Source organism: Frisingicoccus sp. (genome assembly GCA_016298055.1).
Taxonomy (GTDB): Bacteria; Bacillota; Clostridia; order Lachnospirales; family Lachnospiraceae; genus Frisingicoccus.
Map to the genome: position 1 here is coordinate 1 of JAEDDO010000169.1, position 3,728 is coordinate 3,728.

Below are 3,728 nucleotides of genomic sequence, written 5' to 3' on the forward strand. Positions count from 1 at the left end.
ATAAACTTTCCAATACAATCAAAAAAGCTATAACATACGTTATAGCTTTTTATATCCAGGTATCCGAAGATTATTTATATTTGCGCTTTCTAGCAGCTTCTGACTTTTTCTTACGTCTAACACTTGGTTTTTCGTAATGCTCTCTCTTACGAATTTCCTGCTGAATACCAGCCTTTGCACAGTTTCTTTTGAATCTGCGTAAAGCACTGTCCAATGTTTCGTTTTCTTTAACGATTACGTTTGACATAGCTCACACCTTACCTCCCTCCAGTTGCGTATTGTGCCTATACAACTGTGGGTATATTTTTCACATAGCACTGCTAATAGTATAGCATATATTCCAGATTCGTCAACATAAATTTTAAAAATTTATCACATATGTATTTCCGGAATAGGATCCGGTCAGCTCGGTATTTTCCAGTAATCCCGGGATGATTGTATCACAGGCGGAAAGAATACGTTCGTTGGCTGTATCATCTACAATGCTCTCAAAATCCGAAGGATTGTTTTTTGCCTGTGCTGCAGGTAAAACAAATATATCCGTCTCTGTATAGGTAATACATGTCGGAGTCAGACGAATTCCTGTGATCGTCGGTTTTTCACTGCCCTCTTTGGAAATAATGACGTCAAAAACAGCGGAGACATCGTTATTGACCAAAGACCAGTCGTAGACTTCGCTTCCTAAAAATGTGCCTAAAGAATAGATGGCAACACCTTTTCGGGAAGTACCGTCACTGTCTGTCAGATCACGGATCTCAACAGGCTGAAGGCCGTAAGGTCCGGTTCCGACGACGATATCCGCACCTGCATCAAAAAGAGCGTCAAAAAGGGCTTTCTGATCATCATCCGGTTCTGTATTGTATGCGTCTCCTGCATAAACCATAGCAGTCACAAAGTCGGCGCCTTCCTGGCGTGCGGCCTGAATATCTGCGATCATTTGTTCAATTTTTTCAGAATCATAACCGTCCAGCGTATTGACAGCATAGGTTTCCGAGTCATCAAGAGAACCGTTCAGTTCATTTGTGTATGCCACATAGGCAATTTTGACACCTTTTACGGAAATCATCGTATATCCTCTGTCCGAGGTGGAATTTTTTGTGCCAACTGTCTTGATGCCTGCTTCGCTCAGATACCGGAGCGTCGATTTGATTCCGTCGATTCCAAAATCCGCGGAATGGCTGTTTGCTGTCTGAAGCAGAGATACCCCTGCTTCAGATATATTTTTTGCACCGATTTCCGGGGCATTGTAAAGGAAATCGGCGGTTCCGTACTGGTCAAAAACATTTTCGTAGTTTTCGTCCGGGCCGGCCATGACAGCTTCAAGATTTCCGGAAACAATATCCGATGATTTTAAATAGGACTGAATATACTTGAAACTGTTTGTAAAATCAAAGCTCTGGCTGTCCGAATCATAATACCGGTCTAACTGATCCGATTCAAATGTGATGTCACCGACAAAGGATAAACATATTTCTTTTGAACCGGAAGTTATCTGTTGTTCGGCAATCTGATTTTCAATGGAAAGATCGTCCATTGTCAGCTTTTTATTTGAATTTAAAGGGCTTCCGCCGCTTGTAATCTCGGAAGCATATTTGCCTACAGCTTCACCGGCATAAAAATCTGAAAGAATATAAAGTCCGATAAAGAAAACGGCACAGACGATGACATAGACAAGTCGTTTTACATCTTTCATATTATTTCTCCGTTTTGCTTAGACCGGATCAGTTGATCTGAGATCCAAGTACATTTTTTGCTTCGGCAAGGGCTGCATCGATGCCGTTCGGGTTCTTGCCGCCGGCCTGAGCCATGTTCGGACGTCCGCCGCCGCCGCCGCCGACATGTTTAGCGATGGCTTTGATAATATTTCCGGCATGGGCACCTTTAGCGATGGCACCTTCTGTAGCCATTGTGATCAGGCTGACTTTGCCTTCGGAAGCGGATGCAAGAACGATAACACCGTCACCGAGTTTTTCTTTTAACTGGTCACCCAGATTTCTCAGTTCGTTCATATCTACATTGTCCAGTTTGACAGCGAGAAGCTTCACTCCGGAAACTTCGGTTACCTGATCCATAACATCGCCCATGGCGTCTTTTGCCATCTGGTTCTTTAATTTATCATTTTCACGGTGAAGTTCTTTGATCTCTTCCTGAAGCGTTCCGATACGTTTTACAAGCTGAGCCGGCTCACATTTTGCAGCGGCAGCAGCCTCATTGAGAGACTGTTCCAGTTTGTTGTAGTATTCGATAACACCCTGACCTGTCAGAGCTTCAATTCGGCGTACGCCTGCAGCTACTCCGGCCTCAGATACGATCTTGAAGAGAGCAATGTTTGCTGTGTTGGCAACATGTGTACCGCCGCAGAGTTCTTTTGAGAAATCACCCATGGATACAACACGTACATTTTCGCCGTATTTCTCTCCGAATAAGGCCATAGCACCTGTTTTCTTTGCGTCTTCAATGCTCATCACATCGGTCTGAACAGGAAGTGCGGCAGCAATTTCTGCATTGACAATATCTTCAACTTTCTTTAATTCTTCTGCGGACATTGCGGAGAAATGTGTAAAGTCGAAACGAAGATGCTTGTCGTTATTGCTGGAACCGGCCTGTTCAACGTGGTTTCCGAGAACGATCTTTAATGCTTTCTGAAGCAGATGGGTTGCACTGTGGTTCTTGCAGGCAGCTGTACGTCTGGATTCGTTGACAGAAAGGGTAACCTTATCTCCTTTTTTAAACATTCCGGATGTGACAACACCTACATGACCGATCTTTCCGCCCTGAAGTTTGATTGTATCTTTTACTTCAAATACGCTGTTTCCGAGAGTGATGATACCCTGATCGCCTTCCTGACCGCCGCTTGTTGCGTAGAATGGTGTCTGTTCTGTAAAGATCGTACCGTTCTGTCCGTCAACGAGTGCTTCAACAACCTCCGATTCTGTTGTGAGGACTGTGATCGGAGATTCACAGGTAAGCTTGTCATAACCGACAAATTCGGATGTGATCGCTGCGTCGATGGACTGATAAACAGTGACATCTGCACCCATATAGTTGGTTGTCTTGCGGGCACTTCTTGCTTTTTCTTTCTGTTCTGTCATAGCGGCCTGGAAGCCTTCTTCATCAATTGTGATGCCGTCTTCCTCGAGAATCTCTTCTGTCAGATCCATAGGGAATCCGTAAGTATCATATAATTTGAAAGCGTCCGGTCCGGAGAGAACTTTTTTGCCTTCTGCAATAAGTGCGTTTTTCATATCGGCAAGGATCGTAAGACCCTGATCGATGGTTTTGTTGAACTTCTCTTCTTCTTCTGTGATAACGCGAGTGATAAATTCCTGACGTTCTTCCAGTTCCGGATAACCGTCTTTGGATACTTCGATAACTTTCTTGCTGAGTCCGGACAGGAAGTTGCCTTCAATGCCGAGGAGACGTCCATGGCGGGCTGCACGGCGAAGAAGTCGACGAAGTACATATCCGCGGCCTTCGTTGGACGGCATGATACCATCAGATACCATAAATGTTACGGAACGAATATGGTCTGTGATCAGACGGATGGAAACGTCTTTGTTGCTGTCTGTTTTGTAAGTACAGTTTGCAAGGCGGCATACCTCTTCACGAAGTGCTTTCAGTGTGTCTACATCAAAGATGGAATCCACGTCCTGAACAACGGATGCAAGACGTTCAAGACCCATACCTGTATCAATATTTTTATGTTCAAGTGTTGTATAATTGCCATG

At 44.3% G+C, this 3,728-nt stretch carries 3 protein-coding genes; all 3 read right to left on the reverse strand.

Annotation, left to right across the window (positions count from 1 at the left end; genetic code table 11):
* Positions 1–70 precede the first annotated feature (70 nt).
* The gene (rpsU, locus tag QZZ35_RS09890; protein WP_008400815.1) at positions 71–247 is read right to left on the reverse strand and encodes a 30S ribosomal protein S21; all 177 of its coding nucleotides are present in this window, start codon (positions 245–247) and stop codon (positions 71–73) included.
* Between the two features lie 114 nt (positions 248–361).
* Positions 362–1,693, reverse strand: coding sequence for a CapA family protein (locus tag QZZ35_RS09895; protein ID WP_291237251.1), 1,332 nt, complete (start codon positions 1,691–1,693; stop codon positions 362–364).
* Between the two features lie 28 nt (positions 1,694–1,721).
* Positions 1,722–3,728: alanine--tRNA ligase (gene alaS / locus QZZ35_RS09900; protein WP_291237252.1), on the reverse strand; the 2,007-nt coding region annotated here is incomplete at its 5' end.

Coding starts and splice junctions, on each gene's coding strand:
- rpsU (WP_008400815.1), bottom strand. CDS start 247: ATGTCAAACGTAATCGTTAAAGAAAACGAAACATTGGACAGTGCTTTA.
- QZZ35_RS09895 (WP_291237251.1), bottom strand. CDS start 1,693: ATGAAAGATGTAAAACGACTTGTCTATGTCATCGTCTGTGCCGTTTTC.